Source organism: Erysipelothrix urinaevulpis, from assembly GCF_009828835.1.
GTDB classification, from domain to species: domain Bacteria; phylum Bacillota_I; class Bacilli_A; order Erysipelotrichales; family Erysipelotrichaceae; genus Erysipelothrix; species Erysipelothrix urinaevulpis.
This window is the reverse complement of sequence record NZ_WTTB01000003.1, coordinates 119,861-146,519: the sequence shown is the minus strand read 5'-3', so window position 1 is coordinate 146,519 and position 26,659 is coordinate 119,861. Positions and strand designations below refer to the sequence as shown.

Annotated in this window: 34 protein-coding genes; 26 read left to right on the top strand and 8 right to left on the bottom strand. The window is 33.8% G+C overall.

Going from position 1 to position 26,659, the window contains the following annotated elements; translation table 11 throughout:
* Positions 1-51 precede the first annotated feature (51 nt).
* Together GVV10_RS04630 and GVV10_RS04625 are read right to left on the bottom strand one after the other, a co-directional pair.
* Complete coding sequence (locus GVV10_RS04630) at positions 52-609, bottom strand: ankyrin repeat domain-containing protein (RefSeq protein ID WP_159520076.1); 558 nt, start codon at positions 607-609, stop codon at positions 52-54.
* Between the two features lie 67 nt (positions 610-676).
* Positions 677-3,007, bottom strand: a complete 2,331-nt coding sequence (locus tag GVV10_RS04625) for an HAD-IC family P-type ATPase (RefSeq protein WP_159520074.1) — start codon at positions 3,005-3,007, stop codon at positions 677-679.
* 87 nt (positions 3,008-3,094) lie between these two features.
* On the opposite strand from GVV10_RS04625, the gene GVV10_RS04620 reads away from it, so the two are divergent.
* The 3 genes from GVV10_RS04620 to GVV10_RS04610 are packed head-to-tail and all read left to right on the top strand — an operon-like array spanning position 3,095 to position 6,263.
* Entirely contained in the window at positions 3,095-4,168 is a 1,074-nt protein-coding gene (locus GVV10_RS04620) for an NAD(P)/FAD-dependent oxidoreductase (protein ID WP_159520072.1), read from the top strand.
* A 54-nt stretch (positions 4,169-4,222) separates the two neighbouring features.
* Complete coding sequence (locus tag GVV10_RS04615) at positions 4,223-4,951, top strand: LytR/AlgR family response regulator transcription factor (RefSeq protein WP_159520070.1); 729 nt, start codon at positions 4,223-4,225, stop codon at positions 4,949-4,951.
* On the top strand, positions 4,926-6,263 hold the full coding sequence (locus GVV10_RS04610; RefSeq protein ID WP_201289987.1) for a sensor histidine kinase: 1,338 nt from the start codon (positions 4,926-4,928) through the stop codon (positions 6,261-6,263). Before GVV10_RS04615 ends, GVV10_RS04610 begins: the two co-directional genes overlap by 26 nt.
* Before the next feature lie 36 nt (positions 6,264-6,299).
* Here GVV10_RS04610 and GVV10_RS04605 read toward each other — a convergent pair whose 3' ends face one another.
* Together GVV10_RS04605 and GVV10_RS04600 are read right to left on the bottom strand one after the other, a co-directional pair.
* The gene (locus tag GVV10_RS04605; RefSeq protein WP_159520066.1) at positions 6,300-6,587 is read right to left on the bottom strand and encodes a hypothetical protein; all 288 of its coding nucleotides are present in this window, start codon (positions 6,585-6,587) and stop codon (positions 6,300-6,302) included.
* A gap of 75 nt (positions 6,588-6,662) precedes the next feature.
* Positions 6,663-7,664: a baeRF6 domain-containing protein gene (locus GVV10_RS04600; protein ID WP_159520064.1), complete on the bottom strand. Its 1,002-nt coding sequence runs from the start codon at positions 7,662-7,664 to the stop codon at positions 6,663-6,665.
* A gap of 103 nt (positions 7,665-7,767) precedes the next feature.
* On the opposite strand from GVV10_RS04600, the gene GVV10_RS09540 reads away from it, so the two are divergent.
* Positions 7,768-7,890 carry a hypothetical protein gene (locus GVV10_RS09540; RefSeq protein ID WP_268892249.1) on the top strand — a complete coding sequence of 41 codons (123 nt, stop codon included), beginning with the start codon at positions 7,768-7,770 and terminating at the stop codon, positions 7,888-7,890.
* A 310-nt stretch (positions 7,891-8,200) separates the two neighbouring features.
* On the opposite strand, the gene GVV10_RS04595 is transcribed toward GVV10_RS09540, so the two are convergent.
* The 4 genes from GVV10_RS04595 to GVV10_RS04580 form a co-directional block, all read right to left on the bottom strand.
* Positions 8,201-9,232 (bottom strand): tyrosine-type recombinase/integrase, encoded by a 1,032-nt coding sequence (locus GVV10_RS04595; RefSeq protein ID WP_159520062.1) that lies wholly within the window; start codon positions 9,230-9,232, stop codon positions 8,201-8,203.
* A 105-nt stretch (positions 9,233-9,337) separates the two neighbouring features.
* Positions 9,338-10,252, bottom strand: coding sequence for a hypothetical protein (locus GVV10_RS04590; RefSeq protein ID WP_159520060.1), 915 nt, complete (start codon positions 10,250-10,252; stop codon positions 9,338-9,340).
* A 12-nt stretch (positions 10,253-10,264) separates the two neighbouring features.
* The gene (locus GVV10_RS04585; RefSeq protein WP_159520058.1) at positions 10,265-10,558 is read right to left on the bottom strand and encodes a hypothetical protein; all 294 of its coding nucleotides are present in this window, start codon (positions 10,556-10,558) and stop codon (positions 10,265-10,267) included.
* 1 nt (position 10,559) lies between these two features.
* Positions 10,560-11,066, bottom strand: a complete 507-nt coding sequence (locus tag GVV10_RS04580; protein WP_159520055.1) for a helix-turn-helix domain-containing protein — start codon at positions 11,064-11,066, stop codon at positions 10,560-10,562.
* A 121-nt stretch (positions 11,067-11,187) separates the two neighbouring features.
* Between GVV10_RS04580 and GVV10_RS04575 the strand changes: the two genes are divergently transcribed.
* The 22 genes from GVV10_RS04575 (at position 11,188) to GVV10_RS04470 (ending at position 26,658) form a co-directional block, all read left to right on the top strand.
* Positions 11,188-11,388 (top strand): helix-turn-helix transcriptional regulator, encoded by a 201-nt coding sequence (locus GVV10_RS04575; protein ID WP_159520053.1) that lies wholly within the window; start codon positions 11,188-11,190, stop codon positions 11,386-11,388.
* Positions 11,389-11,419: 31 nt separating this feature from the next.
* On the top strand, positions 11,420-12,181 hold the full coding sequence (locus GVV10_RS04570) for a phage regulatory protein/antirepressor Ant (protein WP_159520051.1): 762 nt from the start codon (positions 11,420-11,422) through the stop codon (positions 12,179-12,181).
* A 17-nt stretch (positions 12,182-12,198) separates the two neighbouring features.
* Positions 12,199-12,486, top strand: a complete 288-nt coding sequence (locus GVV10_RS04565; RefSeq protein ID WP_159520049.1) for a hypothetical protein — start codon at positions 12,199-12,201, stop codon at positions 12,484-12,486.
* On the top strand, positions 12,483-13,049 hold the full coding sequence (locus tag GVV10_RS04560; protein WP_159520047.1) for a glucosaminidase domain-containing protein: 567 nt from the start codon (positions 12,483-12,485) through the stop codon (positions 13,047-13,049). The genes GVV10_RS04565 and GVV10_RS04560 overlap by 4 nt, the downstream gene beginning before the upstream one ends.
* Positions 13,046-13,315, top strand: a complete 270-nt coding sequence (locus tag GVV10_RS04555; protein WP_159520045.1) for a hypothetical protein — start codon at positions 13,046-13,048, stop codon at positions 13,313-13,315. Before GVV10_RS04560 ends, GVV10_RS04555 begins: the two co-directional genes overlap by 4 nt.
* 1 nt (position 13,316) lies before the next feature.
* Entirely contained in the window at positions 13,317-14,600 is a 1,284-nt protein-coding gene (locus GVV10_RS04550; RefSeq protein WP_159520043.1) for an AAA family ATPase, read from the top strand.
* 3 nt (positions 14,601-14,603) lie between these two features.
* On the top strand, positions 14,604-15,704 hold the full coding sequence (locus GVV10_RS04545; RefSeq protein ID WP_159520041.1) for an ATP-binding protein: 1,101 nt from the start codon (positions 14,604-14,606) through the stop codon (positions 15,702-15,704).
* A 32-nt stretch (positions 15,705-15,736) separates the two neighbouring features.
* A complete protein-coding gene (locus GVV10_RS04540; RefSeq protein WP_236261863.1) occupies positions 15,737-16,183 on the top strand; it encodes a DUF669 domain-containing protein in 447 nt (148 codons plus the stop codon).
* Between the two features lie 11 nt (positions 16,184-16,194).
* Entirely contained in the window at positions 16,195-17,784 is a 1,590-nt protein-coding gene (locus tag GVV10_RS04535; RefSeq protein WP_159520036.1) for a DEAD/DEAH box helicase, read from the top strand.
* An 18-nt stretch (positions 17,785-17,802) separates the two neighbouring features.
* Positions 17,803-19,134, top strand: a complete 1,332-nt coding sequence (locus GVV10_RS04530) for a ParB/RepB/Spo0J family partition protein (RefSeq protein ID WP_159520034.1) — start codon at positions 17,803-17,805, stop codon at positions 19,132-19,134.
* A gap of 14 nt (positions 19,135-19,148) precedes the next feature.
* Positions 19,149-21,374, top strand: a complete 2,226-nt coding sequence (locus GVV10_RS04525; RefSeq protein ID WP_159520032.1) for an AAA family ATPase — start codon at positions 19,149-19,151, stop codon at positions 21,372-21,374.
* A 265-nt stretch (positions 21,375-21,639) separates the two neighbouring features.
* Positions 21,640-21,912: a hypothetical protein gene (locus GVV10_RS04520; RefSeq protein ID WP_159520030.1), complete on the top strand. Its 273-nt coding sequence runs from the start codon at positions 21,640-21,642 to the stop codon at positions 21,910-21,912.
* Between the two features lie 15 nt (positions 21,913-21,927).
* The gene (locus GVV10_RS04515; protein ID WP_159520028.1) at positions 21,928-22,107 is read left to right on the top strand and encodes a hypothetical protein; all 180 of its coding nucleotides are present in this window, start codon (positions 21,928-21,930) and stop codon (positions 22,105-22,107) included.
* Complete coding sequence (locus GVV10_RS04510) at positions 22,104-22,559, top strand: hypothetical protein (RefSeq protein WP_159520026.1); 456 nt, start codon at positions 22,104-22,106, stop codon at positions 22,557-22,559. Before GVV10_RS04515 ends, GVV10_RS04510 begins: the two co-directional genes overlap by 4 nt.
* Entirely contained in the window at positions 22,556-22,951 is a 396-nt protein-coding gene (locus tag GVV10_RS04505) for a RusA family crossover junction endodeoxyribonuclease (RefSeq protein ID WP_159520024.1), read from the top strand. The genes GVV10_RS04510 and GVV10_RS04505 overlap by 4 nt, the downstream gene beginning before the upstream one ends.
* A 45-nt stretch (positions 22,952-22,996) precedes the next feature.
* Positions 22,997-23,239 carry a hypothetical protein gene (locus GVV10_RS04500; RefSeq protein WP_159520022.1) on the top strand — a complete coding sequence of 81 codons (243 nt, stop codon included), beginning with the start codon at positions 22,997-22,999 and terminating at the stop codon, positions 23,237-23,239.
* Positions 23,232-23,324 carry a DUF3789 domain-containing protein gene (locus GVV10_RS04495; protein WP_159520019.1) on the top strand — a complete coding sequence of 31 codons (93 nt, stop codon included), beginning with the start codon at positions 23,232-23,234 and terminating at the stop codon, positions 23,322-23,324. The genes GVV10_RS04500 and GVV10_RS04495 overlap by 8 nt, the downstream gene beginning before the upstream one ends.
* On the top strand, positions 23,314-23,724 hold the full coding sequence (locus GVV10_RS04490; RefSeq protein ID WP_159520017.1) for a hypothetical protein: 411 nt from the start codon (positions 23,314-23,316) through the stop codon (positions 23,722-23,724). Before GVV10_RS04495 ends, GVV10_RS04490 begins: the two co-directional genes overlap by 11 nt.
* Positions 23,725-23,790: 66 nt before the next feature.
* Complete coding sequence (locus tag GVV10_RS04485) at positions 23,791-24,492, top strand: hypothetical protein (protein ID WP_159520015.1); 702 nt, start codon at positions 23,791-23,793, stop codon at positions 24,490-24,492.
* 168 nt (positions 24,493-24,660) lie between these two features.
* Positions 24,661-24,915, top strand: a complete 255-nt coding sequence (locus GVV10_RS04480; RefSeq protein WP_159520013.1) for a hypothetical protein — start codon at positions 24,661-24,663, stop codon at positions 24,913-24,915.
* Between the two features lie 20 nt (positions 24,916-24,935).
* Positions 24,936-25,421 carry a helix-turn-helix domain-containing protein gene (locus tag GVV10_RS04475; RefSeq protein ID WP_159520011.1) on the top strand — a complete coding sequence of 162 codons (486 nt, stop codon included), beginning with the start codon at positions 24,936-24,938 and terminating at the stop codon, positions 25,419-25,421.
* 49 nt (positions 25,422-25,470) lie between these two features.
* Positions 25,471-26,658, top strand: a complete 1,188-nt coding sequence (locus GVV10_RS04470; protein ID WP_201289986.1) for a PBSX family phage terminase large subunit — start codon at positions 25,471-25,473, stop codon at positions 26,656-26,658.
* The last annotated feature ends 1 nt before the right edge of the window (position 26,659 follow it).

Sequence of the window (26,659 nt, the reverse complement as noted above, 5' to 3'; positions counted from 1 at the left end):
AATTTATGAATAAAAAAAGAACTGCTGACAAATAAATGTCGGCAGTTCTTTTTAAAAATATTTTATGATGTCATTATTTCTAAACATATCATTGACCGATTCTCGTGTTTTGGTGCTTTCATCTAAATCAGCACCATTATGAATGAGAACTTTGAATAATGACCGAATATCTTCGTCCATTTCTTCATCAGTGATTGTAATATCAAGAGCAAGTGCGTCTAAGACTGCTCGCATGATGGCAACGTTTCCATATGAATCAGTTTGATGGATGTTGGCACCATGTTTGATCATATAATCTACAAGGTCAAGAAGTTCATTAAATAATACACCGTCATTTTTGGGTCCATCAGCAGCACGTCTTGGAAATCTGCTTTGGGCCATCGTTGCTTGAATTGCAACGTGCAGTATTGGCATTGTCCAACCTTCAAGGGGACCAGGAACTTTTTGATTTATATCCACACCTAAATCAATTAAATATCGTGCAATCTTTGGTTTGTTGTTTTGAATGGTAAACTGTAAGATTGAACCTCCTGGGATATCATCGGATAATGTAAATTCATTGCTTAAGATATCACGGTTTTTTTCAATGATATTTTCTACATCATCCATCTGTGAATTTTGAATCGCCTCGATGAGTGAATTATGAATAATATTCCTCCTTATCACTCTTATTATATCATGCTTCTGAAAAATTGTTGTTTTTTGAAGAATTTGAGCGTTTAATGATGCTTTTAACGATCTGGTGGACACAGTATACGATAAGGTGTGATACAGCAACAAAGACAAGCATTAACTTAATGTGATAGAAGTTAAGACGTTCTAGTTCAAGTAATGGCCAGAAAATCAAACTTGAGAGAAGGAAGCCGACAAAATCGATGATTAAGACAGCAACCCTATATAAGTTAAGTGGTTTGTAAATTCGATAAATCATATGAATTGAAATGTAACCGTTAAGGAAATACATCATTGTTTGAGAACTCTCGACATCAAGATTAAAGGTTTGATTAAAGACATTGAGAATGAACCAGAAGAAGATGATTGCAGCAGCATTAGGCACAGAGTGTCTAAATACATGCATAAATAAACTTTCTTTGGGCTTATCAATATTTTGTTCAAAGAGCAACATAAAGGATGGGAAACCATCAACAAACATATTAGTAAGTGTGATTTGGAAGGGGATGAACGGGAATGGAACATTCATCATGATTGCGATAAATGAAACAAAGAAGGTTAAAATAGTTCGAAGATAATACATTGAGGCAGATCGGGTGATGTGATTCATCACTTGACGTCCTTCTTTAACAACATCCACAAGTGTTGATAATTGTCCGTCCATAATCACAACCTGTGATATTTGTAAAGCCGCGTCACTTCCTTCTCCCATTGCAATGGAACAATCAGCTTTCTTTAAAGCAAGAACATCATTGATACCATCACCAGTCATTGCAACTTTCTTTTTGTTTCTTTGTAAGGCTTCCACAAATCTTAATTTTTGATTTGGTGTAGCTCGCCCAAAGACACTATAGTTTAAGATTGCATGTTCAATTTCTTCATCGGTTGTTAAAGTCCGAGCATCGACGGTATGGTTAGCATTTGGAACATTCGCTTGACTTGCTATTGCTTGAACAGTTTCAACACTATCCCCAGAAATAATTTTAATTGCGACATCGTTTTCGGTGAAAAAATTAATGGCATTCGCTGCATCGTCACGTAAAGGATCTTGAATCGCTATGAAAGCAAGGGGAGTGAGATTGTTTGGGCTATAGTTTAAATCAATCGTTTCGGTACTAAGGCCTGCTAGAATGATACGAGAACCATTGGAACGCTCTAAACTCATCGATGAAGGTAAATCCAGGTCGTTTGCTAAAACCTCTGGAGCACCTAAGATTAAAGAGGTATTGTTATCAAGATTTAATGCTGACCATTTTCTAGCGGAAGAAAACGGAATTTCTTGAACCACATTCAAGCGAGTGTTTCCTGTAAATGCTTTCTTTAAAGCTAAAGCTGTCGCATTATTATCATGAGTGAAATTAACATAAGTTTGAATATATTCTTCAAATCTTGGATCATATTCATGAACTGATTTTAACGTCATTTCTCCATGGGTTAGAGTTCCTGTTTTATCTAAACAAAGAACATCTGATTGAGACAAAATTTCAATAGCATAAAGGTCTTGGATGAGGGTTTTCTTTGAACCAAGTTTCAATGCACTTGCAATCAAAGAAAGTGTTGTCAATAAAACAAGGCCTTGCGGTAACATACCTAACAACGCTGATGAAGTATTAACAAAGACACTTTTTAATGTTTGTTCGCGAACAATCAGACCTTGATACAATAGGATTGAACCAATCGGAATAACAAATAAACTTGTATATCGAGTAATTTTTTTAAATGTTTTAAGTAATTCTGAATTAGATTCACGATCAGTTTTCACAGCCTGAGTAATTTTTACGGCATAGTTGTCAGCACCAACATGGATTGTTTTTGCATAACAGCCGCCACTAATGATAAAACTACCGGATAATAATGGATCGCCTTCATGTTTTTCAATGGCGTCCACTTCACCTGATAGAAGGGATTCATTCACCTCGACAAATCCATCGATTATGGTAGCATCGGCACTGATTTGGTTTCCTGATTCATAATAGACGATGTCATCAAGGACGATATCCTCATTATCAATCTCAATAAGTTGACCATCCCGTAAGACTTTTGTTTTGGGGGAAATAATAATGTTAAGTTCGCTAATAAGATTACGAGACCTTATTTCTTGAATAATAAACATGACAGTATTCGTAAACATTACAAAAATGAAGAACAAACTAGAGTAGGCTTTTACATAAAGTAATGCAGAGGCTATAATAATACTATAGAGATTAAAAAAGGTAAAAACGTGTTGACGTATTATTTGCCCGTTAGTTTTTATTTCGGGTTTAGGTAAAGTATTAACGTGTTGATTCGAGATTTTTTCTTGAACTTCTTCTTGTGTTAATCCGACGAATTTCATAATGACACACTCCTTGATAACTACTCTATTATCATAGTGTATTAGTACAACAAGTACAAGCAATTTATTTAGAAAGAGATGATTAAGATGAAAAGAATTGCAATCGTAGGTGGTGGGGTTGTTGGAGCAACTGCGGCATTTTATTTATCCAAAAACAAAGAAATTGAATTAATGATGTTTGATGATGGAGAGCTTCAAGCTACTTCCGCAGCAGTTGGAATTGTTTGTCCGTGGCTGAGTCAAAGGAGAAATCAATTTTGGTATCAATTGGTTCAAGATGGGGCAGAGTTTTATGATACTTTAATCTGTGATATGAAAAATAGCGATTTTTACGAGAAAATTGGTGGCCTATATATTAATGAAAAAATGGAAGACAAAATCTATAATTTAGGTAAAAAACGCCAAAAAGAAACATCGAAAATTGGCGAGATAAAAAAAGTGGGTCTAGCAGACGATTTGACACCACCTGGTTTTATGTGGGAATCAGGTGTGTACGTTGAAGGAGCTGCACGAGTTGATGGTCAAAAGCTTGTCCAAACGCTCAAAGACAAAGCGATAAACCAAGGGATGATTTATAAAAATGAATGGGCAAACACTCAGTGTTTAAATGATCAATATAGTATCAATGGTTATGTTTTCGATGAAATAATTTTTGCTGCAGGCGCATGGCTGAAAGAAAGTTTAAATTTCTTAAGTCATTATTCAGTGGATGTAAGAAAACAAAAAGGCCAACTTATTGAATTTGATACGACAAGTGATAAAGTATATCCTGTTATCATGCCTAAAGGAGAAATCGATTTTCTATTCGATCAAAAAGGGTCTTTAGTTGTGGGGGCAAGTCATGAGAATGATTATGTAGATGAAGCGGTTGATTGGCACATCTTAAATGAATTAAAAGAAGAAGCGAGTCGTCATTTACCAAGTTTGAACGAAAAGGATATAGATGGCTATCGTGTTGGTATAAGGGCACATAGTTCAGACTATACACCTTATTATGGTGAGATTAGTCAAAAAGGAATCTATGTTGCCAGTGGTCTTGGTTCGTCAGGGTTAACAAGTGGTCCAATCATAGGATATCGATTAGCTCAATTGGTTGAGAATAAGGATAGTGTAAAAAATGAATGGTTTAATGCCAAAAATTATGTTGTTTTAAACAAGTAAAAAATCGTGGTATAATATAGAGAATAGGACCAAAGAATACAAGGGGTGATTACAATGATTAATATCTACTTATGTGATGACAATGAAGAGGTCATCGCCCAAACAAAAGAAATGATTCAGAAAAATTCACTAGAAAATAACCTGAGTATAACGTTGTCTACGTTTAAACGAGCAGAAGACATGCTTTTTCATATGGATGATCGACGAGATATTCCAGACATCATCTTTTTAGATATCTTTATGGATAAAATAAATGGAATGGAAACAGCACGTAAGTTGAGAGATGATGGCTATGATGGTGAAATTATTTTCTTAACAACATCCCATGATTTTGTTTTTGAAGCGTTTGATGTACGTTCGTTTCACTACCTTGTTAAACAAGAATTGAGTAACGAACGATTTAAAGAAGTGTTTTTAAAAGTGGTTGAAGAAGTCGATCAAAATCAAGATAAGTATTTTGATTGTTCAATGGGAGCAGAAGTTCGAAAAATCCCAATGAAAGATATTACTTATTTTGCGATTTACCGCCGCGTCATGAGAGTTTATTATTTATCTGATTTTTTTGAGTTTTACGAAACAATGGATAACTTAACAAAGCAGTTAGAGGGTCAAGGTTTCGCGAGAACTCATCGTGCATATCTTGTTAATTTAAGACATGTAGCAGTATTCAAAAAAGATACGCTTCTATTGACTGATGGTAGTGAAATTCCGATTGGTAAAACATATCTTTCTGATTTAAAGAAAGAATTTAATGATTATGTCGTCAATCGATGGGAATCATAACATGAAACTTTTGATACTTTCAACGTCCCTTTCGGTATATTTATTAATTTATTTAACGTTTAAAAATTTTTCGAGGTATGCTGATTATCGTAAATATGGAAAAATATTGGTTTTTGTACTGATGCCATTAAATTCAGTGTTCTTTGCGCATTTTCAAGCGAAGTATTATCCAACATTTGTTGCGTATTTGGTGTTTTTAGTTCTGATGTTTATTTGGTTTATGGTTGTATTTAATACATCGGCTACGCTTGCTTACTTTGGAGCCATTCATTACGTGTTCTATTTATTTGTTATGCGGTCTGGTGTCATGTCTGTTTATTCTTTGTTTGTTCAAATTCCAATCGCTGTATTAAAACAGGGAGGCTACCACGCGCTAATGATCTTTCAAATAAGTGCGATGCTTGTCGTTGTTTTATTTGTTTACTGGAATAAGTTTATCTTAACAACTGAGCGCATGAACTATGTTTTTGCTAATCCTGGACAATTACGGTATATTCTTTTTAATAAAACAATTTTAGGATTGTATATGATGGTTATTACGTTTGGAAGTCGTTATACATTGAATGAAATTTGGTATTCCTCAGTTCATTTAATCACAGCTATTATAGTGGGTGTGGTTGCGTATTCTGCTTTACAAAATGGAATTAGTGTTTCAGAAAGTTTAGAGCATGAAAAACAAACAGTGGCTTTACAAAATCAATTGTCAATGCAAATCAGTCATTATCGTTCCTATCAAAAATATACGGAAGGTTTTAGAGAATTTAGACATGATTATAAAAGAATGTTGTCGACTATTAATAGTTTATTAAGAAATAATCAATTTGAAGAGGCCATACATATACTCGATGAGATGGGAGTAACGCTTGCATCCAATGAAGTTGCGCATAAACAATACTCTAACTATCCTCTTTTGGATGCAGTATTTCAAGAATATGCCAATCGCTGTGTTGAGAATGAAATCCACTTTGATGGAATATTGTATTGGGATGAAGCAATCAGTATGGATGAGCTAACAATTGTTCGTTTATTTACAAATTTATTGACGAATGCATTCGAGGCAGCAGGGGATTCTCAGGCACGTTATATTACAGTCTCTTCCAATGCGCGTGATCACTGGTTGGATATTGTCATTAAAAACTCATTTGATGGTAACATTCATGATGATTTAAGTTCAACCAAAACAACAACAGAAGGAAATAGAGGGTTAGGTACAAAAATAGTTTCAAAGACGATGGAATCAATTGGTGGTGTCTTCTCTTGGGACACTCAAGATCAAGAATTCATTGCCTATCTTCATATACCACGTCGTTAAAAAAAGCCGTCCATTGGACGGCTTTTTCAATGTCATCTAGCTTAATGACCTAGCAATAACATATAAGATGGCAGTGATAAAAAATGAAGCTAGAATGAGCATGATAAATACTCGTTTAGAAAAATCATTTGCAAATTCTATTCTTGCATTTTCGGTAAAGTGATACGTATCATCTGTTTTCTTTAGGTATCGCTTTTTGCAAAGAATTTCCACATGTTTTTCTAGGTCGGTCCCTTTCTTACCACTGAGATTGGCAATTTCTTCAAGACTAAACTCTTCTTCCCCAGAATCAAACAAAGCTTTCATTAACTTATATTGATCCATAAAATCACCTTCTTTTCATCTTTATTATATCAAAAATAATAATAAATGTATGAAAAATGTTTAAAACTTTACAGATTATTTACTTTTACGGACTGCAATATAATCATCATCTGATGGCATTTGGTCTGTGTTTAACAAAATGACCTCTGTATCATACTTTAAAGCGAATTCAGCGAGATGATTAATTAGAGAGTCGCCATGCTCATTTATCTCAAAATTGTGACCATCAAAGCCAATAAAACCATTTAACTTTTTTTGTCGATTGAGGATGAGATAATCAATTTCAAAATTTCTAATGGCAGGGATAATGTCTTGGATATCGCAAAAAATATAATCATGTTTATTTAGATTATGGTAATCGGTGTTGAGTTGATCTATTTTTTCATTTTGTAATGATTCCATAACGTGCCAAGATTTAGTATGAATATCTTTTGTTGTGGCATCTATTGAGGTTGAGTCCATATGAATCGATAAAAGCATTGGATTTTGACTTATGTTATGGAATGTTTCATAGAGGTTTGGTGATGCAGAGATGAGTAATGGTGAACGATAAACTGTTGTAAAGTTATCGTCTATAAATTGATCAATTAAGCGGTAATAGTTTTCGATGGAAAGTTCTTGGTTTGTGCTGATTTTATCAATGATATCGAGTTCAAATACACCATATAAATTACCGAAGTAGAGTTTAAATGAATTTTCTTCAAGTGTTAATAAAAAATAGCGGTGGTTTTTCTGATAATTTTCAATCAAAGGTAAGACATAAAAGTGATCGCTAATATGGATTTGTTCATCGACAACTAGCATTAATTTATTGATTGCGACATGCTCTTGATTTAAAAGTATTGCTAAACTATTGAGATTGCTTTTCCAAAACTCCAAATCGTTTTGTAATGATCTTAGATAAATAACTTGTTCTTTAAAAGAACCTGACGCTTCCAAGACGTCGATAAGTTCTTTAAAATTACGAATATCTTGATTTCTATTTTCAGTGTTGGTTGGTAGATATATTGAAATACAAAATTTAGACTCTTCCTTTAATATTTTGGGAGGAAATGATTTTACGACTGATAATCTCATAATAAAGCTCCTTTCACTTTAGTAAAAGTATATCGACTAAGGGAAAGACATTGAACTAGGATGTATAAAAAGATTATTAGATGTAATGAAGAGTGTTCTTTAGATGGCAAAAGGAGTTCCTTATCGTACGGAACTCCTTTATATTCTTTTGTTTGAGCAACTCATTGAAGGGTATTCGATCATTCCTTTACTAAGTAAAAACTTGTTATTAGAATTGGGTGTTTAGGATTGCTGTTACTGGTTTATTTGACAATTTAATAAGTGGTAAACCGTGAGTTATTTTGAATAACTAAAACTTTATTTGTAGTCCTTTTGTAGTCCTTTTGTAGTCCTTTAGATATATTTGAATCATTTTAAACATAAAAAAAGCCACTGATAAGTGGACTTTAGATAATTAAGTCTTCTCCTGGAGCGGGTGAGGGGAAATCATTAACCCTGGTTCACACTGCATTAAACACTCAAAACCCCACTGTTTACGGTGTATTTGTACTACTGATTTATACGTTTTAACAAATTGTGGTACTTTTGTGGTACTTTTACTCATTCAAAATCGCAACTAATTCATCTTGAGTTTCTTCAAGTAAATGAGTATAAACTTCTAGTGTTGTTTTTGTGTTTGCGTGTCCTAATCGTTTTGACACAGCAACAATATTAGCACCCTTATTTATGAGCAAAGATGCATGAGAGTGTCTTAAGTCATGTAATCTAATATCGGTCACACCTGAAGCTTGTTTTGCTTTTGTGAAGTTCCTTTGAATTGTAGATATACCAACCGGCTCATATCCTCCAAAAAGAAAATCACCTTCAATATTATCTTTCAAATATTTAATCATTTCAAGTGTTTTATTATCTAGCTGAATCTTTCTTCTGCTTGTTGCTGTTTTGAGTGGTATGAAACCATTTTTCGCATGTTTAATAGATTTTGAAATTATCAGTTGTCCGTTCTTTAAATCAGATTTTTGTAAAGCTAAGGCTTCACCTCTTCGCAATCCTGTATAGAATAGAGTGTGAAAAAAAGTCTTAAATGTTATATCATCAACGTATTCAATAAACTTATTAAATTCTTCCTCGTCCCAAACGTGCATTTCAACATGATCACTTACTTGTTTTTTTAGTGGTGGGAGTGTTTTTGTATTGTCTTGGATATTATGAAATGTATAAGCAAAATGAGCGATTGACTTCATTTGTGTAATTATTTTTTTGCGGTAACTGTAAGCATAATTAGATGTAGCTATCTTCTGAAATAAGGTTAGATAATCTCTTTTTGTAATTTTTGACATTTTCTTACCGTTTAAATCACTCAAAAACAGTCTTGTTATTCTTTCTTTTTCCATGATGCTATTCTCATTTGAATTCACTCGCATATTATCTAGATACTCTTTAAAAACTTCATCAAATGTAATTGATTCATCTAATTGAGAATCTATTTCTTTTAAGAATTCTACTTCAAAATTCTGAGCTTCACGTTTTAAATTGAATGTTTTCTTTTTCTTATGAAACTTATCGTTCTCGTCACGCCAACTTATAACTGCTTGCCACTTACCTGTTTTAGTTTTATATACTGCCATTTAAATCACTCCTTTTATAATTTTATGTTATAATTAGAGTACAGAAAAAGGATATCTGTCAGGATATTAATCTGTACTAGCACCGGTTGCCGCCGGTGTTTTTTATTAAATAAATTCGTATTTCTTTTTATAATCAAGAACCGTTTTATTATTAACTACAATGTGATTTGAATTAATAATTTGTAATGCCAAATAATAACAAACATCTAGAAGTTCTAACATTTCGTTATCAGGAATATTTGTTGTTCCTGTTTTTTTAAGTATATTTTTTGGCCAATGTCTCATATCAAATTCATTACATATGAAGTTGAAATCAGAAAGTAAATCAATATCTTTCTCTTTTCTATTAAGTTTGAATTTAACTGTTGGTGTATTATTGTGAACTTCTTTTTCAAAAAACTTATAAAGATTTGCAATTATTGTAGTTTTTTCTCTAATGTTATCTCTATTTCTATGATCCAAATAAGAAAGAATATAGAGTGTAATATCTTTGTCATTTATACTATTTATTGCTGCATCTAACTGAGCATCTCTTTTTCTAAGGATAACTTTTTTCTCTTTTTCTAGAACGTCATAGGTGTAATTAATATTATCAATAATATTATTGATGTTGTTCATTATTGCAACTATTTTTTGAAAAGTGTTTTCATCATCACTTAGTTTGAAAATAGATTTATCAAATAAAAATAAAAAGTACATTTGGTTTAATAAAAACTCTAAATAGTAAAGTAAATATTCCGCATTCACGCATTCTCCGCTTGAGAGAAAGGTGTAAGCATCTGAAATACTACTGAAAATTGAGAATGAGTTAAAATAATCGTGTGGATTAAAAGCAAGTCCTCGATTTTCCCATTTAATGAACTCTGTTTCAATGTAGTTAAAAATTGTAGCGTTTCTATAAATACTACTAATAGTTTGTGTTCTATACATGCATTCAATATTGTTGTTCTCGATAAATAATGTTAATCTTTTAATTTCAGTAGGAAGGTCCACCCTCTTTTCCAAATCAAATAAACTCACTCTTAATCCTCCTTATACATAACTAAATTCTATAATAAACTTTTGATATAAATTATCGATTAATTCTTCAACCTCTTTTTCAAGTTTCTCAGCCATATTAGTAGGGTAGTGGAAGTGGTTTTCTAATACATGGATGATCTCATGTATTGTGGTCTTTTGTAATTGCTTAAATGAGTGTTTATTGTTAAGGACAACATAGTACTGTCCATTATACGGGTAACACATCCCTTTTGGCATTGTCATTAAATTATCAGTCAGTATAACCCGTAAATTATTCTCCTCACAAAACTGTTCAAACTCATTCATATCATTCCCCCTTGTGTATCATATTAATCACATTTAACACTGCTTCTAATTCTTCCGGTGTTAAATTTCGTGCTGTGTCAAACAACAATTGCAAATTCTCACTTTCATGGATATCTTTATATAATTCCAATAATTCTGGTTTATCTGAAAAATATTCTAAGTTCTTGTTGTGGTCACCATATTTATTGTCAGATTCTTCAGGTTTTAAAAATGTAGCAGAAGGAATTTCCTCCATATATGTAATTTCATTTTCATCAAAGTGATCTTTCTGGGACGAATCCTTAATCATTAAATTGAACAATTCAGAAGAATCAATATTTAGATTTTTTGAAATGGTAATTACGGTATCTGCTGTAATGTTGACAGGTTTTCCAGTCCTAGGAGAAACCCCTTTTTCCAAGCTGCTTAAATAAGTATGGCTGATTCCAATCAAGTCCGAAAATTCTCTTAAAGACATATCGCCTCTTAATTCTTTTAATTTTTTTCCAAACAAATTATTGTAAGTCATAATTTACACTCCTTAATTATAGTGTAAACTAAACTTTACCACTTTTCAATACAAATTCTGTAAACCATGCTTGACAACAAAAAACAATTGATGTAATGTATGGTTTACAGGAGGTGAAAGAATGAATCAAGTAAAGGAATTTAGAAATAAAAAAGGTATTTCCCAGGCTTGCTTGGCTGAAGAAACTAATATTTCTAGACAAACTATTAGTGCCATTGAAAATGGAGGTCTTCCAAGTTATGAAACAATGGAAAAAATTGCGACATTTTTTGAAGTTAACGTATCTGAAATTTTTTTTACAAAAACTGTAAACCATACATAACGAATCGATAAAAAGAAAGGAACAAATGAGAATGAAAGAAATTGTTATTTTAGAAAATAAACAAGCAGTAACAACAAGCTTAATGATTGCTGAAGTTTTTAACAAGAGACATGCAAATGTGATTAGAGATATCGAAGAACATATTAAAGACTTAAAAGAAAGTGGCAACTCAAAATTGAGTAGCGAGATGTTTTATGAAGGATATTATGTAAAACGTGGGAAGAATGAAAAGAAATATTTTATGAATCGTGATGGATTCTCTTTATTAGTGATGAGCTTCAATAACACGAAAGGAGTTCTTGAGTGGAAACTCAAATATATCGAAGCGTTCAATAAAATGGAACAACAATTGCAGCTTCAAGCACCAACGAACATGATTGAAGCATTGCAAATGGCGTTAATCGTTGCAAAAGAAAAAGAAGAGTTACAAATTGAATTGGATACTAAAAATCAAGTTATTGGTGAGTTACAACCGAAAGCAGATTATACTGATCGAATTCTTAAATCAAAATCGCTAGTTACAATAACACAAATTGCGAAGGACTATGGCTTGAGCGGACAAGCAATGAATAAATTATTAAATGAGTATGGAGTCCAATTTAAACAGTCCAATCAATGGTTACTTTATAGAAAACACCAAGCAAAAGGGTACACACATTCAGAAACAACAGTAATCACAAATTCAATGGGTCATGAAAAAACTGTCATGAACACCAAGTGGACACAAAAAGGACGATTATTCCTTTATGAATTGCTAAAAAATAACGATGTTTTACCAATTATCGAAAAATAACGAAAGGAAGTTTTGAAATGAACAAAGGAAGTAAAGTCCCAAGCAGAAAAGAAAAAGCAATTAAAAGTTTTCTAACTGAATATTATGTACCGAAATCAACGATTAGAGATGCCTTGGGCTCTAGTACTGAGACGGCCACACAAATCTTTGAAGAAGCAAAAAGAATTGAAAAGGAACGTTGTTCTATTGATCCTAGGCCACATCAGGCACAAGTTCAAACAGTTTTGAAGATTACTAAGATTAATTACAGTTTTATGAAGAAACAGTATGAAATGCTTCAACAATTAAAACAGGAGGAATTATGAAAAACAATAAAAAAGCGATTGAACTTGCAAAGATTGGCGTCGCTGCATTAGTTCTAATCGCATTGATGAGTTTATCAACTCATTTACATTATATCAATAAAATTGAGCAACAAGCAATTCAAGTTCGATTAAACAATTTAAAACAGGATATGAAAAAAGTCGAGTTTGAGCAGGTTATGATAACAAATCGATTGAATGAAATTGATGAAGTAGCTACAAGTTCAACATACCAGGAGCCAAGAGAAACTGTAGATGTTACTGACTACGAAAACAATGAGTTTGAAGCATTAGTGGAGTCTACATGGCGAATAGAAACAGGCAACGGAACTAGTTCACTGTGGACTAAACAAAACAATGCAGGCGGCATCAAAGATGCTCACACAGGAAAATATAAAGTTTATGAAACGAAAGAACAAGGGAAACATGACTTAAGAATTTTGTTAAGTGAATATGTTAAAGCATACGGATATGACTTGAAGTCAATTAGAAATAGATATTGCCAATGTGGTCCAAGTGATTTGAAAGAATTCACTCAAATATATAAGGAGGAATTAAATAGATGAAACAGGTAAAAGCAGGTGATTACATCTTATATAAAATGAAAAATGAAATCGGAGTAGTAAAGAGAGTGACTGAGCGTGGATGCTTCGCATGGTTCCACACTGGCGACACAGCTGCACATATTACACCAGAACATTTTGAAACATTAGATCCACATTACGTTGCGTTCAATCACTCAAAATTTGCAAATAATTATGCATATGCATCGCTAGCAAAAAGAAGAATTGACATCTTATTAGAAAATTCAAATTTAAGGGAGAAAAATTAAAATGTCAGAAAAAATTAAGATTAATAAATTAGAAATAGAGAATGTTAAACGAGTTAAGGCTGTTAAAGTTGAGCCGACTCAAAACGGATTAACGGTAATAGGTGGAAATAACAATCAAGGTAAAACATCCGTGTTAGATTCAATCGCTTGGGCTCTTGGTGGCAAAAGATATCAACCGTCAAATGCACAACGCGAAGGGTCAGTGACACCGCCAACATTAAAGGTCGAACTGAGTAATGGACTAATTGTTGAACGCAAAGGTAAGAACAGTGATTTAAAAGTATTAGATCCATCTGGTAATAAAGCAGGTCAAGCATTACTTGATTCATTTGTTGAAGAATTTGCTTTAAACTTGCCGAAATTTATGGAATCGTCAAACAAAGATAAAGCAAGAACACTATTAGAAATAATCGGAGTTGGTGACAAGTTATTCGAATTGGATAACCAGGAAGATAAAATCTATCAAGAACGTCGTTTTATTGGACAGACTGCGGACCAAAAGAAAAAGTATGCAGATGAAATGGAACGTCATGAAGGAGTTCCTGATTCGCTAGTAAGTGCTTCAGATTTAATTAAACAACAACAGGATATTCTTTCACGTAATGCTGAAAAAGAACGTAAGCGTCAAAACCTAGTTCATTTGGAAGGCGAAAACAAACGCCTAAAGGAAATCATTGCAGACTATCAAACGAAGCTTGTGGCCAATGAAAAGGACTTAGAAGATGCTCGCAAATCAGCACTTGATCTACATGATGAATCAACTGAAGAACTTGAGAAAAACATTGCTGATGTGGATGCATTAAACGCAAAAATTAGAGTCAACCTTGATAAAGAAAATGCCGAACAAGAAGCTGAATATTATGCACAACAATATAAAGACTTAACGGAACAAATTGAAGCAATTCGAAAAGAACGTTTAGATCTATTGAAAGGTGCAGACTTGCCGTTGCCAGGGCTTAGCGTTGTTGATGGTGAACTAACTTATAACAATCAGCAATGGGACAACATGAGTGGCTCGGAGCAATTAAGAGTTGCCACTGCGATTGTACGTAAGCTAAAGCCTGAATGTGGATTCGTATTAATCGATAAGTTAGAACAAATGGATATCGATACAATGAACGATTTTGGTAAATGGTTAGAACAAGAAGATTTACAAGCAATCGCAACACGTGTTTCAAAAGGCGAAGAATGCAGCCTGATTATTGAAGATGGATATGTTCAAGGTCAAGAGTCACAATATGAAGTTGAAAAAGAAGAAATTGAAACGAAAGGATGGGATTTTTAATTTATGAATATTACGACTGGAAAAATAAGAAAGGCACAAAAAGTTATTTTGTATGGTCCTGAAGGAATAGGGAAATCAACGTTTGCATCGAAGTTTCCAAATCCTTTATTTAGTGATACTGAAGGATCTACAACGCATTTAGATGTTGCTCGATTTGATAAACCAACATCATGGTCAATGTTGATGGCTCAAGTCGAATATGTTAAACAAAACAAACCATGTTCAACATATGTTATTGACACTGCCGACTGGGCAGAATCTTTGGCTAAAGAATATGTAATTAATTCTGCATCAGATGCTCGAATTAAATCAATTGAAGATTACGGATATGGAAAAGGTTACACCATGTTGGCGGAAGAATTTGGAAGGTTACTGAATAAACTCCAAGAAGTTGTTGATGTTGGAATAAACGTTCTAGTGTTAGCACACGCGCATATGCGTAAGTTTGAACAGCCTCAAGAAATTGGTTCGTATGATCGTTGGGAGTTGAAACTTGAAAAGAAAGTATCACCATTATTAAAAGAATGGGCAGATGCAGTAATGTTTGCAACTTATGAAATTCATGTGGTAAATGTCGACAATCAAGGAGCCGCTAAAGGTAAGAATAAAGCACAGGGTGGTTCGCGAGTAATGTATACGAGTCATAATCCAGCATGGGATGCAAAGAACAGATGGGGACTAGCAGATAAGCTTCCGTTTGACTTTAATCAAATTGCTTCACATATTATTACTCAACAAGCAAACACTACTAAACCAGTTCAAGCAGAAGTAAAAGCGACAAATCAAGCACAAACTAAAGAAGTACCTAAGCAACAACCAAAAACGGAACCTAAACAAGCTGCTGCTACACAGGTAAAGTCAGTTAATCCATTTAGTATGTTTCCAAAAGCATTACAAGATTTAATGAAACAGGATCGTGTAACTGAAAATGAATTTAGAGAATATTTCTCAGGTAAAGGACACTTTCCTAAAGAAATGCCGTTCAATAATATGCCTGAAGATTATCTAAAAGGAATTATTGCAAATTGGATTAAAGTGATTACAGATATTAGTGAACATCGTGAACCTATATTAGATATAGCAAATCAAGATTTACCATTTTAAAAAAGAAAGAGAGAGGAAATTAAAAAATGACAATGAATAATAATCAAATTGAAAGAGAGTTTGGATGGGATGATGAGATTGAAGCAACTGAGATGGAGTTTATTTTATTAGATCCAGGTATCTACGAATTCACAGTAAAATCATTCACACGTGGACGTTTTGATGGAAGCGAAAAAATGCCTCCATGCAATAAAGCAGAATTCGATTTATCAATAATCGATCCAAAATCAGATCAAGAAGTAATTGTAAAACATCAACTATTGCTCCATTCAAAAATGGAGTGGCTAATTGGTCAATTCTTCGTAGGACTAGGCATGATGGAAGTCGGTGAGAGATTAAAGCCTAATTGGAGTGGTGTGGTTGGTAAAACCGGTAAGTGTGAAATCGAACATAGAACATACAATGACAACACTTATAACAATGTCAAAAAGTTTTTAGAACCTGAAGCAGCACCACAACAAAATAGTTACAGTTTTTAGGAGGTATTTAAATGGAATTAAGACCGTACCAAAATCAGGCAATGGCATCTGTTCTAAATGAATGGGATGACGGAATTAAAAAAACATTATTAGTGCTTCCCACAGGAACAGGAAAGACAATTGTCTTCTCCAAGATAATCGAAGAAAAAGTGATGGAGGGCAAGCGTGTGCTTGTCCTTGCTCATAGAAGTGAATTGTTAGAACAAGCTTCAGATAAATTGTACAAAGTTTCAGGACTGAAAACATCTTTAGAAAAAGCAGAGTCGACAAGTCTTGATAGTTGGGAAAGAGTAGTTGTTGGAAGTGTCCAAACTTTAATGAGAGAAAAAAGACTCAATCAGTTTGAACTCGACCATTTTGATGTAATTATCGTTGACGAGGCGCATCATGCTATTTCTAATAGTTATTTAACAGTTTTAAATTATTTTGAAAATGCTGAAGTATTAGGGGTCACTGCAACACCTGATCGTGGTGATATGAAGAACTTAGGTATTTATTTCGAATCACTAGCATTTCAGTATTCTTTACCACAAGCAATAAAGGAAGGTTATCTTACTCCGATTAAGGCATTAACCATTCCATTGAAATTAGATTTAACAAACGTTGGCCAATCTGCAGGTGATTTCAAAGTTGGTGATTTAGGAACTGCATTGGATCCATATCTTCATCAAATAGCCGATGAAATGGTTCAGCACTGTATGAATAGAAAAACAGTTGTATTTTTACCTTTAATTTCTACATCACAAAAGTTTACGAGCATATTAAATGAAAAAGGTTTAAAAGCAGCTGAAGTAAATGGGATGAGTAAAGATAGAGAACAAGTATTAGAAGATTTTGAAAACAATCACTATAACGTCTTGTGCAACTCAATGCTTCTTACTGAAGGCTGGGATAGTCCAGAAGTGGATTGCATTGTGGTATTAAGACCAACAAAAGTTAGAAGCTTGTATTCTCAAATGGTGGGCCGTGGAACAAGATTATTTCCAGGGAAAGAAGACTTACTATTGTTAGATTTCTTATGGCACACGGAACGACATGAATTAGTTCATCCAGCACATCTAATCGCAGAAAATGATGAAGTAGCACAAGCAATGACTAAAATTAGTGAAGAAAATCCAAACGTTGAAATGGATTTAGAAGAGTTGGAAGTTCAAGGTGCTGAAGATGTTATTGAACAACGAGAAGAAGCCCTTGCGGAAAAGCTGAAAGAAATGCGAAAACGTAAGCGTTCATTAGTTGACCCTTTGCAATTCGAAATGAGTATTCAAGCAGAAGATTTAAGTTCTTATGTTCCGAGTTTTGGATGGGAACTAGGTCCACCAACTGAAACACAACTTAAGAGATTAGAAAAAGAAGGGATATTGCCCGATGCTGTTGATAATGCAGGAAAGGCGTCATTGCTTATTGATCGTATTAATAAAAGAAAAGAAGCAGGTTTAGCTACACCAAAACAAATTAGATTATTAGAACGTTATGATTTTCAACATGTTGGAAATTGGTCGTTCGATTCCGCAAGTAACATGATTAGCAGAATTGCTGCCAGTGGATGGCGAGGCGCACCAAAGGGTGTTAACCCTAAAGAATATAAACCAGAAATATAACAAGGAGGAATTATTTAAATGAGACAAATTGAAACATATAAATTAGTTGCACACCCAGATAATCCAAGGAAATCCGTCGGTGATGTTCACGAGTTAGCCGATAGCATCAAAGAACGTGGAATTTTACAAAATCTAACAGTCGTTCCGACTGAAACAGTAGATGTGTACCGAGTAATCATTGGTCATAGACGATTAGCGGCAGCGACCTTAGCCGGACTTAAAACAGTTCCGTGTGTTGTGGTTGAAATGGATGAAGCAACACAATATTCAACAATGCTTTTAGAAAACATGCAACGAATCGATCTAAGTGCATATGAACAAGCACAAGGGTTTCAGCAATGTTTAGATTTTGGCATGAGCATGGATGAAATCAGCACAAAAACGGGTCTAAGCAAAACAACGATTAGACAACGTACAAAAATGCTTGAACTTGATCAAGACAAAGTTAAAAACGCTGTTAATGCAACTATCACAGATTACATCAATTTAGAACGAATAAAAGATTTGAAGGAACGAAATAGGTTATTAGGTTTTATTGGCGATGATAACTTTAATCAAAAAGTTGAAAAGTCATATCAAGAACAACTTCAAAATGAATATAGAAATAAAGTTATTGAAAAACTACATGAACTAGGTATTGAAGAAGGTGAACAGAATTGGGATGACGTAACGGTCTTAAGATTATTAGTTCACGATGAAGATGATTTTAATGACATTATCAAAAGGATTAATGATCTAGATGATATTGGCGAGCGAGATTATTATTACGTAAAAACGTCATGGTCATTCACTTTAGAAGCTCCACGAATTGAAGAAAAAACTAAGAAATCTGCAGAACAACTAGAACACGAAAAAGAGCAAAAAGAACGAAAAGAACGAAAATCTAAAATCAAACAACGTTTGAAATTCTATTATCAATTGAGGCTTGAATTTGTTAAAGAATTATTGTCAAAACAGATATCAGAAGAACATCTAAAAATTTCTAGGATACACCTAATTAAAAATGTGTTAATTGATGATTTAAGCGTCAGTTTAGTACACAAAGATATGGAAAAACTTAAAAACGAACTTGGGTTTGATAAGGACATATTTGATGCTGAATTTAAAATAAATTCAATTGAGTTGCTGGATTCTAATATTCTAAATAAATTGATGATTGCTACACAATATCTCAGTTTAGAAAATGAAGATAGAACAACTTTTGATTATCAAGGAGACTTTTCAAGTAATTGGGGCACAGAGGATTTAGAAATTCTCTATGATTATTTGCAAGACTTAGGATATGCATTAACTGAGGAAGAAAGACAACTTCTTGATGGAAGTCACGAATTATATAAATCTACTGTTTAGAAAGATGGATGTTTATGCGAAATGAATTAGACTTAATTCAAATATTAAAAGGAATTGATCCAGCACGATTAGATTATCTCGGTTGGACCAATGTCGGTATGGCTCTCAAACACGAGGGCTACACCGCTTACGATTGGGATCAATGGTCAGCGCGTGATTCAGCTCGTTACAAATCGGGAGAGTGTTATCGAAAGTGGGAAACATTCAACGAAGATGCTGGTGCAATTGTAACGGGTGGAACGATTGTTCAGTATGCTAAAGAACAAGGATTTGAGTTTAAAAGTAATAAGCAGGATTATGAGTTGGATTGGGATTCCGAGATTTCAGCCGAAAGTTTAGTAATCATAGATGAAAATTGGCTAGAAGATAGAGAATTAAATGAGCCAAAAGATGAGCAGTGGAATCCTACACATGAAATCATCACTTACTTACAAACATTGTTTGAATCAACGGAACATGTTGGTTATGTAACGAGTACTTATGAAAATGATGATGGTAGGTTTCTTCCAACCAAAGGAAATTATGACCGCACGGCTGGTCAATTAATTGAAGCGTTAAGTAAGGCTAATGGTGACATTGGAGCTGTGCTTGGAGATTACAATCCCAAAGCAGGGGCTTGGATAAGGTTCAACCCACTTGATGGTGTTGATGTAAAAAATCAGAACGTAACTGATTTCAAATATGCGTTAGTAGAATCAGATACTGTTGCACTCGAAAGACAAAATGCAATTATTAGAGAATTAGAACTACCGGTTGCAGCATTAGTTTATAGTGGCGGGAAGTCAGTTCATGCCATTGTTCGAATTGAAGCCGACGATGCACAAGAATATAGAAAACGAGTTAATTACTTATACGACGTTTGTAAAAACAATGGTTTGGTAATTGACACACAAAATAGAAACCCAAGTAGATTATCACGTTTACCAGGTATTCGAAGGAATGACAGAAAACAATTCCTTATGGACGTCAATATAGGTAAAAGCTCATGGGATGAATGGCAAGAATGGATTGAGGGAGTGAATGATGACCTACCTGATCCAGAACCACTAACAGATGTATTCGATAATTTACCAGAACTAGCTCCACCTTTGATTGAAGGCGTGCTTAGACAAGGTCATAAAATGCTTATGGCCGGACCTTCTAAAGCAGGAAAGTCATTTGCATTAATAGGCCTTAGTATTGCTATTGCCGAAGGCGGTAAATGGTTTGGTTGGAATTGTACACAAGGAAGAGTTCTCTATGTAAACTTGGAACTTGATAGAGCGTCAGCACTACATAGGTTTAAAGATGTATATCAAGCTTTAGGGATACCTCCAAATAATGTAGGAAATATCGATATTTGGAACTTACGTGGGAAAGTAGTGCCTATGGATAAGTTAGCTCCAAAATTAATTAGACGTGCACAGAAGAAAGATTACATTGCTGTTATTATTGACCCTATCTATAAGGTTATTACTGGTGATGAAAACTCTGCGGACCAAATGGCACACTTTACAAATCAATTTGACAAAGTGGCCAGTGAATTAGGTTCATCAGTCATCTATTGTCATCACCATTCGAAAGGTAGCCAGGGCGGCAAGAAATCTATGGACCGTGCAAGTGGTTCGGGAGTATTTGCTCGTGACCCTGATGCTCTTATTGATTTAGTGGAGTTAGAACTTACTGATAAATTGTTGGACCATGAACGCGATAGGAACACTGCTCGAATATACGCAGAAGAACTAGAAAAACGCAAGCCTGATTATTTTGAAGAAGTTGTTAGTGAAGATGATAAATTATCAAAAGCACAAATGAGAACGTATTTAAATAATGTTTTATCCAAAAAAGACGTTAGTCAAATAGATGTTAGAGTTCAACAGTTAGAAAAAGAAATGAGCAATTTATCAGCTTGGCGAGTCGAGGGAACTCTTCGTGAATACCCTAAATTTCCACCGGTGAATCTATGGTTTAATTATCCAACACACTTAGTGGATGAGGTCGGTGTTCTTGCAGATTTAGATCCAGAAGGAATGAATCAGCAAACATGGAAGAAGAATTTTTCCAAAAAGAAAACAGCTGAAGAACGAAAAAGCGAACGAAAAGAGGCGATAGAAACCGCTTATAATACGCTAGATTTAGGTGATGAAATAACAATAGATGAACTGGCAGAATACATGGGAGTAACAGAAAAAACTGTGAGAAATAGAATAAAAGAACATGGTGGTTTTTGGATCGATGAAGGCATTGTAGGGAAGAAATAGGGAAAGGAAAATGTCGAGTTATTTTCTTTCTTTCCCTAAATAGTTTTAAGGGAAAAAGTCGAGTATTTTCCCTGTTTCCCTACTTAGTGAAAAACTCGAGAAAATACCGAGAATTTCCCTAGGGAAGAAAAAGTACCCCCTAAAGGGGGTAATACAAGTATTTTCCCTGGTGGTCAATGGGTAAGTAGTTGTGCGATAGCTTACGCACAACAACAACTCCTTCCCTTCCATTGACAATCGCGTAAAAAGAAAGGTTGAAAACAATTTGAAAGTATATCATAAGAAATCACATCGATATGGAATTGCAGATATGTTTAATAACAAAAATAAAAATGAAGTAATTGCTAGTCTTGAAACTGAATATGATGTTGAAGTAAATGTATTTAAAGCAAATGAACTTTTTGTTCGAATTGATGGCCAAGCTATTAATTTGAAAGAAGCACTTGATCAACAATTAGTTGTTCCTGATTTATATGGAAATTATTTTAGAGAAGCTAAAAACGAACAAGAAAGAAACAGAGGGTATTATGAAAATTAAAAGGAGGGATGAAGAGTGAATGAGTATGCCCTTTACAAAGGCGATGATTTTATAACGATTGGAACTGCTCAAGAACTCTCCGATTATTTGAATGTAAAGAAAAATACAATCTATTTTTTAGCAACACCAGAAAACAAAAGGCGAAATAAAGGAAATAGATTAGTAGTAGTAAAAATTGAGGAGGATGAAACATGACTACTAAAGAGTTTACTGTTGAATTAAATAAATTGGGGTATAAAATATTTGATAACGGTCAGATTTTCATAACAAAAGATGGAGAAAATGCACTGATACAAATAAACAAAAAAATAATTGGAATAATTGACACTGACTATATTGAATTTAAAGACATGGACCTTGAAAGAAAAACCGAATTAATAAACCTTACAATTAAATATTCACTAACACCAATCGAAGAACGTGAAAAACAAGAGAAGTTTTATTGGAAGTTGAAGGGTTTTAAAGGTAATGAAATGAATAACAATAGAATTTATTTCAGCTACTCTCCTCGATATGAAACACAAATGATAAGAAGGAAAGGTGATAGAGGATCGTATATATCAGCTTTTACAGTTAGTGAGTTTAAAACATTATGTGAAGAACGTGGAATGGTTTACGAAGCATTTGAAAAAGAGGCGACAGAGTGATCGAGTTCTTTATGCCAATGCAACCGCCGACTACGACTCATCAGCAGAAACAAGTAAGAGTAGTATCAGGGAAGCCAATATTTTATGAGCCAGATAAAGTCAAAGCAGCACGCTCAAAATTAATGGGACATTTATACAATCATGTTCCCGATGAACCAATGAAGGGTCCGATTCAGCTTGTGGTCAAGTGGATATATCCGATGACAAAGAAATCAGTCGATGGTCAATATAAAACTACAAAGCCTGATTTGGATAATGTTCAGAAGTTATTGCTTGACTCAATGACTGATCTAAAGTTTTGGAAAGATGATGCTGAAGTTTCGTCTATGCTAGTGGAAAAGTTTCATAGTGGTATACCAGGAATATATATACAAATTAATGAACTTAAATGAATTAAGAGTAATGAATGTAATACCTAAAAAAGGAGTTGGAAAAATATGAGTGATTTTGAAAAGACTAAACAAGCACACATGAGGAAATTAAACGAACGTCCTTACGAACCTGATTATCACATTAAGAATAATCTGAAAAGTGTTCATGTTGATGCGCTCAATTTAAAGCGTGACATGCTTAATAAAAAGATTAACCATACAGAAACTCTCGAACATACTTTGACGCTTATCTCGACGCTAGCTATTACCTTGCACGAAATAATTGAACGAGGTGATAAGCTTGATTAAGTTTATTGCTGGAATGGTTGTTGGGTCTATAGTTGGAATTATGATTATGGCCATAGTGATTGTTGGGAGTCGATATGATGAATGAAAGAGATCACATTAATTATGCAAAGTCTGAACTAAGAAATTATATGTACCTGCTTAACGTCTGTCATGGGTTTGAGAACAAGATAATCGAACTTGAAACATTGCTTGAGGGCATGAAGTCAACTGCTGCTGTTTATGAACCAGGCAGTAGTAGCTTGACTCCTGCTGAACGAAACAATGACTTACGAGACAAGCTTCAGCGTAATCAATATGACCTAGCTGCGGTGCGTTACAGAACGGATAGAACAAAGAAGTTTCTTGATGATTTAAGCAAAGATGATCGAATTATTGTTACAGATGTTTATATCAAGAATATCAACATTGAGAAAGTGGCAACTAGGTTTTATTGTTCGGAGAAGACAATGAAACGAAGAATAGATTTAATAATGAAGAAATACTGACCTACCCAAAACGGGTAGGTTTTGCTATGATTGGAGTAAATATAAACAAAAAAAAGGGGAGGAAAAATGCAAATAATTAAAGAAACAATTGAGGTTTATCCTAGTTTTTATAACATGTTAGTTAATATTATTGTTCCATTAATAGTTGCGTGTGTACCAATTTTTGTCGCAATTAAAACAATAAAATCAGAGTTATCTAGAATAGAAAAGACTATAGAAAACCAAAATTCGATTGAAAGATTACGTTATCAATATGAAGTAACCAGAAATAAAAATGATAAACTTGTTTCTACATACATGGATATACTTTTTGAAAGCAACAATCTCATCGATTTCACTTATAGTACTATAGATTATCAAGAGAAAATACAAAATCAAAAATCTTTAATAATGGAGAGAGTAGATAATTTTAATTGGGATCACTCATCATCTGTTGATTTAAGAAATGTATTGGATAATATTACAGAAGAAGCTAATATTATTAACCGATCGAAAAATGAGAGTTATTCCTCGTTAGTCGTCAATTATAATTCGATTAGGTTATTTATAAATTTTGAAAAAGCAAAAGAAGTTGAGTTAGATGATAAAGTTAAACAATATTTTGAACTAATAACTGCAATATTTAATATACCCGCTGAAGATAGTTCATATTGCGATAAATTTAAAAAAATTCGACAATATCATATGAATGAAATAAATGCATCTAAGGAATTGAGTGAATTGATAAATATAATTCTAACTGAAAGAATAAAAGACCTGGATAAATAACTTTGACCCTCGGGACCCTGTTTTATGTGAGAAGATGTTAATGTGGCATTTAAGCCAACAAGGACTAATGCTTGGTCTTAATTCCCCTTTGTTATACGATTCTTAACCCCGCTAGATTTTCTGGTGGGGTTTTGATATGATAAAATTAATATATAAGGGGGACTAGAAATGAGCAAGAGAATTTTATCAAAAGAAGAAATATCAGAACTCGAGGATTTACTAAACAAATCAAAGTACGAATTTGAAGTCGATTATAATACTATAGTCATAAAAAACTGGGATGATCCCCTGCCTGAAAAGGGATTAGAAGAAGTAGATGCCTGGTTAGAACATAAGGGCATAAAACGACACTATCAAAGTATTAGTGACGAAGGATTGGGTCGCACTAAAAATCGAGATTTATTATATATATTATCAAAATAAGTAAAGGAGGGTCCTGACAAGTGACAAGAAAAGTATCATATAAATTAAAGCCTTGGCTCACAGAGTCAGGGCTTTTGCGTATCCAGGGTTGGGCTCGTGACGGTCTAACTAACGAAGATATTGCAAAGAACATCGGCATCAATCCGAAGACACTTTATGATTGGATTAAGAAGTGGCCAGAGATTGAAGAAGCACTTCGATTAGGAAAAGAACCAGCTGACCGAAAGGTCGAGAACGCTCTTTATGAGAATGCGTTAGGTTTTGAGTGGCAAGAAGAAGTACCAATAAAGCTTAAAAGAGAGTTTTATGTTGGTAATAAAAAACATACTGAAGAATATGTTGAAACAGTAACTGTTAACAAGAAACGTCCACCGGATACAACTGCAGCAATCTTCTGGTTAAAGAATCGAAAACCTTCAGACTGGCGAGATAAACAGGATGTAGAAGTTTCAGGAGGAATGGATGGAACAATAAAAATCAATATAGTTCCTGATAAAGATGATTGAGTTAAATATAAGTGAGAAATGCTTTAATCCTATTTACCTGGAGCACATGATGGAAAACCAAAATAGAAAGCAACATTACTTCGGAGGTTCATCCAGTGGCAAATCATATAGTTTGGCACAAAGAACTGTTTTAGATGTTCTAGAAGGTCGCAACTATCTGATATGTAGAAACGTTGCTAATACAATTAAGCGCTCAGTATTCAATGAAATTGTAAAGGCAATTAATAACTTTCAAGTTGCCGATTATTTTGACATTAATAAAAGCGACTTCGTAATAACATGTAATTTGAATAAATCTCAAATACTATTTACTGGTCTTGATGATCCAGAGAAAGTTAAATCAATTACACCTATCAAAGGAGTTCTCACTGATATATGGGTAGAAGAAGCAACGGAGTGCAATTTATCAGCAATTAAACAATTGGAAAAAAGACTTAGGGGTCGTTCGCAGCATAAAAAGCGGATGACCTTTTCTTATAACCCAGTTTTAAAAACGTCGTGGTTGTATACTGAATACTTTAATGGATTATGGCAAGACGACAAACAATATGTAGAAAAAAATGATGTTTCAATTTTGAAAACAACATATAAAGATAACTTTTTCTTAGCAGAAGATGATATTGAAGGCATGGAGAATGAAACAGACCCTTACTACTATGAAGTCTATACATTAGGTAATTGGGGAGTGCTTGGTGCGGTTATCTTTAAGAATTGGAAAGTTGAAGAATTTGACAAGGAAATGTTTGCTCAATATAGACATGGAGCTGACTGGGGATTTAGTGATGACCCATTCGCTTATGTTCGAGCATCTGTTGATCAATTGAAAAAGAAACGTTTGTACATATGTGATGACATACAGGCAATCGGATTATCAAATGATGAAGCAGCTGACTTAATAAGACCAATCGTTAAATCAAGTTTATTAACTGCAGATAGTTCAGAGCCTAAGTCAGTTGATCAATTTAAAAGTTTAAAAATAAACACGAGGGGTGCTAAAAAAGGACCGGGCTCAATAGAATTCGGAATTAAGTATTTGCAAGGTCTTGAAATAATAGTTCACCCAAGTTGTCAAAATATTATTAACGAGTTGAGCACGTACAAGTTCAAAGAAGATAAGCAAGGAAATGTATTGCCTATACCTGTTGATAAAAACAACCACGGTATCGATGCATTAAGATACGCACTAGAAAATGATATGACGGAAAGAAAAGTAAAAGTTAGAAAGGGGTTGTATTAAA

Excerpts from the sequence above, each read along its gene's own strand:
- GVV10_RS04610 (WP_201289987.1), top strand. The coding sequence starts at position 4,926 with ATGTCGTCAATCGATGGGAATCATAACATGAAACTTTTGATACTTTCA.
- GVV10_RS04480 (WP_159520013.1), top strand. The coding sequence starts at position 24,661 with ATGAGCAAGAGAATTTTATCAAAAGAAGAAATATCAGAACTCGAGGAT.
- GVV10_RS04605 (WP_159520066.1), bottom strand. The coding sequence starts at position 6,587 with ATGGATCAATATAAGTTAATGAAAGCTTTGTTTGATTCTGGGGAAGAA.
- GVV10_RS04600 (WP_159520064.1), bottom strand. The coding sequence starts at position 7,664 with ATGAGATTATCAGTCGTAAAATCATTTCCTCCCAAAATATTAAAGGAA.
- GVV10_RS04550 (WP_159520043.1), top strand. The coding sequence starts at position 13,317 with ATGTCAGAAAAAATTAAGATTAATAAATTAGAAATAGAGAATGTTAAA.
- GVV10_RS04575 (WP_159520053.1), top strand. The coding sequence starts at position 11,188 with ATGAATCAAGTAAAGGAATTTAGAAATAAAAAAGGTATTTCCCAGGCT.
- GVV10_RS04595 (WP_159520062.1), bottom strand. The coding sequence starts at position 9,232 with ATGGCAGTATATAAAACTAAAACAGGTAAGTGGCAAGCAGTTATAAGT.
- GVV10_RS04485 (WP_159520015.1), top strand. The coding sequence starts at position 23,791 with ATGCAAATAATTAAAGAAACAATTGAGGTTTATCCTAGTTTTTATAAC.
- GVV10_RS04525 (WP_159520032.1), top strand. The coding sequence starts at position 19,149 with ATGCGAAATGAATTAGACTTAATTCAAATATTAAAAGGAATTGATCCA.
- GVV10_RS04615 (WP_159520070.1), top strand. The coding sequence starts at position 4,223 with ATGATTAATATCTACTTATGTGATGACAATGAAGAGGTCATCGCCCAA.
- GVV10_RS04510 (WP_159520026.1), top strand. The coding sequence starts at position 22,104 with ATGACTACTAAAGAGTTTACTGTTGAATTAAATAAATTGGGGTATAAA.
- GVV10_RS04545 (WP_159520041.1), top strand. The coding sequence starts at position 14,604 with ATGAATATTACGACTGGAAAAATAAGAAAGGCACAAAAAGTTATTTTG.
- GVV10_RS04620 (WP_159520072.1), top strand. The coding sequence starts at position 3,095 with ATGAAAAGAATTGCAATCGTAGGTGGTGGGGTTGTTGGAGCAACTGCG.
- GVV10_RS04565 (WP_159520049.1), top strand. The coding sequence starts at position 12,199 with ATGAACAAAGGAAGTAAAGTCCCAAGCAGAAAAGAAAAAGCAATTAAA.
- GVV10_RS04530 (WP_159520034.1), top strand. The coding sequence starts at position 17,803 with ATGAGACAAATTGAAACATATAAATTAGTTGCACACCCAGATAATCCA.
- GVV10_RS04560 (WP_159520047.1), top strand. The coding sequence starts at position 12,483 with ATGAAAAACAATAAAAAAGCGATTGAACTTGCAAAGATTGGCGTCGCT.
- GVV10_RS04570 (WP_159520051.1), top strand. The coding sequence starts at position 11,420 with ATGAAAGAAATTGTTATTTTAGAAAATAAACAAGCAGTAACAACAAGC.
- GVV10_RS04540 (WP_236261863.1), top strand. The coding sequence starts at position 15,737 with ATGAATAATAATCAAATTGAAAGAGAGTTTGGATGGGATGATGAGATT.
- GVV10_RS04500 (WP_159520022.1), top strand. The coding sequence starts at position 22,997 with ATGAGTGATTTTGAAAAGACTAAACAAGCACACATGAGGAAATTAAAC.
- GVV10_RS04630 (WP_159520076.1), bottom strand. The coding sequence starts at position 609 with ATGGATGATGTAGAAAATATCATTGAAAAAAACCGTGATATCTTAAGC.
- GVV10_RS04470 (WP_201289986.1), top strand. The coding sequence starts at position 25,471 with ATGGAAAACCAAAATAGAAAGCAACATTACTTCGGAGGTTCATCCAGT.
- GVV10_RS04490 (WP_159520017.1), top strand. The coding sequence starts at position 23,314 with ATGATGAATGAAAGAGATCACATTAATTATGCAAAGTCTGAACTAAGA.
- GVV10_RS04535 (WP_159520036.1), top strand. The coding sequence starts at position 16,195 with ATGGAATTAAGACCGTACCAAAATCAGGCAATGGCATCTGTTCTAAAT.
- GVV10_RS04625 (WP_159520074.1), bottom strand. The coding sequence starts at position 3,007 with ATGAAATTCGTCGGATTAACACAAGAAGAAGTTCAAGAAAAAATCTCG.
- GVV10_RS04555 (WP_159520045.1), top strand. The coding sequence starts at position 13,046 with ATGAAACAGGTAAAAGCAGGTGATTACATCTTATATAAAATGAAAAAT.
- GVV10_RS09540 (WP_268892249.1), top strand. The coding sequence starts at position 7,768 with ATGGCAAAAGGAGTTCCTTATCGTACGGAACTCCTTTATATTCTTTTG.
- GVV10_RS04580 (WP_159520055.1), bottom strand. The coding sequence starts at position 11,066 with ATGACTTACAATAATTTGTTTGGAAAAAAATTAAAAGAATTAAGAGGC.
- GVV10_RS04585 (WP_159520058.1), bottom strand. The coding sequence starts at position 10,558 with ATGAATGAGTTTGAACAGTTTTGTGAGGAGAATAATTTACGGGTTATA.